Raw genomic sequence first — 570 nt, forward strand, 5'->3', positions numbered from 1 at the left:
GGCGCGGTCGCGGCGCTCTGCTGGGCGCTGGCGCCCCGCTGGCGGCACGGCCCCGCCGCGGCGGTGGCGGAGGCGGTCGCCGCCTCCGCCGCGTCCTCCGCCGCGGTGGTGCTGGGTGATCCGCACCCGCGCATCGACGTCTGGGTGATCCTGCAGCAGGCCGCCGACGGGCTGCGCGCGGGCACCTCCGCGTACGAGCAGCGCTGGGTCGGCTCCCCCGGCATCACCGACGCCTTCGCGTACCTGCCGTGGACGGTGGTGCTCACCGCACCGGGCCGCTGGCTGGCCGGGGACGTGCGCTGGGCGCTGGCGCTGGGCGTGGTGGTGTGCGCGCTGCTGGTGGCCGCGACCGGCCGCTGGCGGCCCCGCGCGCTGGCCGCCGCGTGCCTGCTGCTGCTCGCCCCGGGCGGCACGACGCTCGTGGAGCAGGCCTGGACCGAGCCCACGGTGCTGCTGGGCCTGGCCGGCTGGGCGCTGCTCGTGGCGCGGGGGCGCACCTGGTGGGCGGTGCTGCCGCTGGCGGTGGCGCTGGCGTGCAAGCAGCACGCGGCGCTGCTGCTGCCGCTGGTG

General features: G+C 79.6%; 1 pseudogene. It reads left to right on the top strand.

Going from position 1 to position 570, the window contains the following annotated elements:
- A pseudogene (locus ABEB16_RS20895) lies at positions 1-570 on the top strand (hypothetical protein); the annotation flags it as partial.

Source organism: Kineococcus glutinatus, assembly GCF_039542765.1.
In the GTDB taxonomy this organism is placed as follows: domain Bacteria; phylum Actinomycetota; class Actinomycetes; order Actinomycetales; family Kineococcaceae; genus Kineococcus_A; species Kineococcus_A glutinatus.